Raw genomic sequence first — 3,951 nt, 5'->3', positions numbered from 1 at the left:
GTACACCCCTTCCTGGTGTATGTCCACGCTCCCGGCTGTTGGCGCAGCGCGGGAGCCCTCTATTCGTCTGTTCAGCCTACCTCGGTACCAGGATCCCGGTTTCGGGATTTAAATGGATACCCCTTTCCAGAGAATATTGATGTCGTCGCAAACATCATTATCCCTGGTCAGGAGCACTTTTCTTCTCTCTGTCCGGGACCTGGACGCCCCTAATCATGAAATCCCGAGGCTAACGGGACTGATGCAAGGATCGGTGGCGGGTGGTGTGGCAGTACTGAGTATTCGGTGGTGTGAGCGCCACTGACTATTGCGGTTGAGCGCCACCCAATATTGCCTTTCAGCGCCACCGGGTCGTGGCGGTGAGCGCCAGGCCGTCACCCGACGCTCACCGACAATTGGTCACTGCGTGGCTGTACTGATGTGTTCGCGCATGTTCATCTCCCCGGTCGTGATCCAGATCGTGTTGTGAACGATACGATCCATGATCGCATCCGCGTGGACACCGGACCCGAGTCGTTGATGCCAGTCTTTCTTCGCATACTGGGTGCAGAACACCGTCGACGTCGTATCGTAACGACGTTCAAGGAGCTCGAGCAGCATCGAACGGACATCGTCATCGGGTTCGTCGAGCAACCATTCATCGATGACTAACAGCGTGAACGCCGAGTATTTGCGCAACCATTTCTCCCGACCGCCCGGCTTGTCCTGCGCAGTGGCCCAGGCCTCCTCAAGATCGGGCATGCGAATGTAGTAGGCACGGTAGCGATGCTGACAGGCCTGCTTCGCCAACGCCGACCCCAGATACGACTTGCCCGACCCGGTGAACCCCTGGAACACAACGTTTTGCTGCCGGGTGATGAACGAGGCGGTTCCGAGTTGAGCGATGACGTCACGGTCGAGGCCACGCTGGTCGATCAGATCGATCCGACGCAGATCCGCATCGGGATATCGCAGTCCCGCCCGACGGATGAGCCCCTCGACTTTCGCATGGGTGAACTCAGCATGAGCGTCATCGACAGCGAGCTGGATGCGCTCTTCGAATGGCATCCCCAGGGTGAGAGCGTCGTCTTGGGCATCGAATGCGCTCAACAGGCTTGTTGACCCCATTTCACGCAGTTTCCGTTTCGTTTCGTCATCGAGACGAGTCATCGTTGTCCTCCTGCGTAGTAGTCTGGCCCACGAACGAAACCGACCGTGGGCGTTGGTCCAACAGCGGGCAGCCCAGACGGTTCAGGACTTCGTCTGCGCTTGCTGGCCGGCATGTCTTGCCCACTGTCGAGAATCGGCCGCAAATGCGCATACCGTGGTGATCGAATCCGACCCGATAACGCGATGCCAGCGGCTGCTTCGACTCGCTTAGGAGAGAACCGGCGAGACAAGCGCAGCACCGCCAGCGCCGCGTTCAGTCCCTGTTCCTCAACGGGCACGGACTCGAAGATCCGGTTGATCACCGTCGTCGTGTCTTGTCCGATACGACCTGCCCATTCCCGCACGCGAGGCCCGTCCCATTGCTGATACCTCTCACCATGGGGCAGGTCGCCATTGGGTGTGATGGGAGTTGATGACTCCTGCCGGCGGAAGCAGATGACTCGAAAGCCGCGTGTGCCCGTCGAAGATCTCGACTGTCGTTTCCGTGATCCGTAAGTCGACGCTGGAACCGACATGCGCATAGGGCACCGAGTAGAAGTTCTTCTCGAACACCACGTGCCCGTCTTTGCGGACTTTCCTCCCATAGATCCAGCGGCTGATCTCATAAGCAACCGCCGGCAACGGCCGCAGCAGTGGCCGTTCCTCGGCGTCGAAGACCGCTGCCCGTGATCCAGGACGTTTCTGAAACGGTTGGGCGTTATAGGCCCGCATTCGTTCATAGATCGCCTCACGTAACTGAGGCAGTGTTCGAAAGGTCTGTCCGCGCAGTGCCGCGATGACCTGGGTGGCGATATTGCCGACCGTGTTTTCAACACTGGCCTTGTCCTTGGGTTTCCTGACTCGGCCCGGCAAGACGGCAGCAGAATAGTGTGCAGCCACCTCACGATAGGCATCATTGAGGATGATCTGTCCTTCCCGAGGATGGGAGATCACGCCGGTCTTGAGGTTGTCGGGCACGATCCGGGGCACGCTGCCGCCGAACCAGTCGAACATCGCTATATGCGCCCGCAGCCAGGTGTCCTGCTTCATATCCAGGGCCGGCTCAACAAACGCATAGCGCGAGAACGGCAGGCAACCGACGAAGAGAAAGACTTTCGTCTGTGTCCCCGCGACCGGGTCGGCAAGCATCATCGTTTTGCCCGACCAGTCGACTTCGACGCTTTGGCCGGCCTTGTGTCCGACTCGAGAGGCCAGCCCGGAAACGAGCACATGGTGCTGGTAGGTCTTGCAGAAACGGTCATAGCCCATCGCCGGCGAGTCTGCGGTGGCGCAGGCGTCACGGTACTCGCTGTGCAATAGTTTCAAGGTCACCCCGACGCGCGCGAGTTCGCGGTGGACTTCACTCCAATCAGGTTGGGCGTAGACACTCTCATGTTCGCCACGGCCAGGAAACAGTCGAGCGTAGACATCGGCATCCGGCATCCCGGCTGCCTCGTCGTAGGACAGCCCCGCGGCATCAGCGGCGGCGATGACGGCGTCGACGGAATGTCTCGACATGCCCTGAGCGGCGATCTGGCGGCGAGAGAGTCCTTCAGATCGGAGGCGAAGCACCAACTTCGCTTTGATTTTGCGTACCATTCGTTTTGCTCCTTCTACCGCGTGAGTGGCCACGCGGTAGAAGGAGCCTAGAAACAGGTGGCGCTGAAGTCGAATATTCGGTGGCGCTCACGACGCCGTTTGAGCTCCAGGCGAGGTGGCGCTGAGAGGCGAGGGCGGTGGCGCTCAAAAGACCGAATACTCAGCAGTACCGACGTAAGAGAGCGATGCGTGATGAGCAGACTCTGAACTTACAACGCAATCGGGCGCTGGCGATTATTGACGGTAACAAGCTGGCGAGGAGGGCCCGTTGCGTGAAGGTCACGGATGAGGAGAAAGCATTCGACGAGAAGGCTTACGAGTGGGCGATGAAGCTGACCGGGTTCAAGGGCTACGTGACGAACATTCCGGCGGCGACGATGCCGGCTACTGAGGTGGTCGGCAGCTATTGTTGGGAAATGGCTTCCGGTAGCGCGCGCGTATCGAAACGGTAACGGCAGTGTACGCCGGGTAGCAGCAAGCAAACCTGATGAAGGATGCGTCTATCGGAGCTGTTCGGCGCTGCCATCTCCAACGCCTGTATCCGGGAGAACGGGCACCAACCGGTACCGCGCTGGTGGCCTCTCGGCGGGGTTTGCGTATGCAGTCTGGACGACGTCCAGGGATGTAACAAGGATGTCGAGATCATCCGGTCCATCAGCGATTCCACCGAGGGTTCCGGTGGCAAGCGCTTTTGAGATGCAGATAGGCCCGAGCATGAGCTGTCCCGAAGACTGCGGTACTTGTAGGTGGTGCGCAGCTCATGTTGGACGGCAGATACTCGATCGCATACGGCAAATGAGTTCGACTATTTGGACTCAGGGGCAGGGCACCGTATAGGTGCTTTCACATACCCGCACAGCCGCTACCGCTTCATTACACGCGTGCTACCGAAAGCCCGTTCTATACAGCTATCACGACTTGTGGCACATTGAGCAGTTTTCCGGATGTCGAAGACAGATCTGAGGGCTAATCCGATCTTCCACCGCACCCGGTATGTGATCGAGGCTCACTTGACCGTCGAAGTGGCCCGTCAAGAAGCGACACCATCGACGGCCCGAGGCACCACTACTCGTAGAACTGACCGTCATTCCACTAACTTAACCTTGATCCACCGATGCGAGTAGCCGGATCAAGCCGCGCGTGAAATGGAAATGCCCCTCCTGAACTGGGAAAATGGTGATGTTCTAAGTCTCCATATCCCACACAGAAAGGGGCACCTCTCAG

2 protein-coding genes and 1 pseudogene are annotated in these 3,951 nt (G+C 58.8%); 1 reads left to right on the top strand and 2 read right to left on the bottom strand.

Annotation, left to right across the window (positions count from 1 at the left end):
- Nucleotides 1-399: 399 nt before the first annotated feature.
- Entirely contained in the window at nt 400-1,149 is a 750-nt protein-coding gene (locus tag EB836_RS17855) for an ATP-binding protein (protein ID WP_135542778.1), read from the bottom strand.
- A pseudogene (istA, locus tag EB836_RS17850) lies at nt 1,146-2,727 on the bottom strand (IS21 family transposase). Before istA ends, EB836_RS17855 begins: the two are co-directional and overlap by 4 nt.
- A gap of 185 nt (nt 2,728-2,912) precedes the next feature.
- Here istA and EB836_RS17845 point away from each other — a divergent pair.
- Nucleotides 2,913-3,179, top strand: a complete 267-nt coding sequence (locus EB836_RS17845) for a hypothetical protein (protein ID WP_205683416.1) — start codon at nt 2,913-2,915, stop codon at nt 3,177-3,179.
- Nucleotides 3,180-3,951: the final 772 nt, after the last annotated feature.

This window comes from Brevibacterium sp. S111 (assembly GCF_004745075.1).
Classification (GTDB): domain Bacteria; phylum Actinomycetota; class Actinomycetes; order Actinomycetales; family Brevibacteriaceae; genus Brevibacterium.
Note: the sequence above shows the minus strand (reverse complement) of the source record. Positions and strands in the feature narration are given on the sequence as shown.

Coding starts and splice junctions, on each gene's coding strand:
- EB836_RS17845 (WP_205683416.1), top strand. CDS start 2,913: ATGCGTGATGAGCAGACTCTGAACTTACAACGCAATCGGGCGCTGGCG.
- EB836_RS17855 (WP_135542778.1), bottom strand. CDS start 1,149: ATGACTCGTCTCGATGACGAAACGAAACGGAAACTGCGTGAAATGGGG.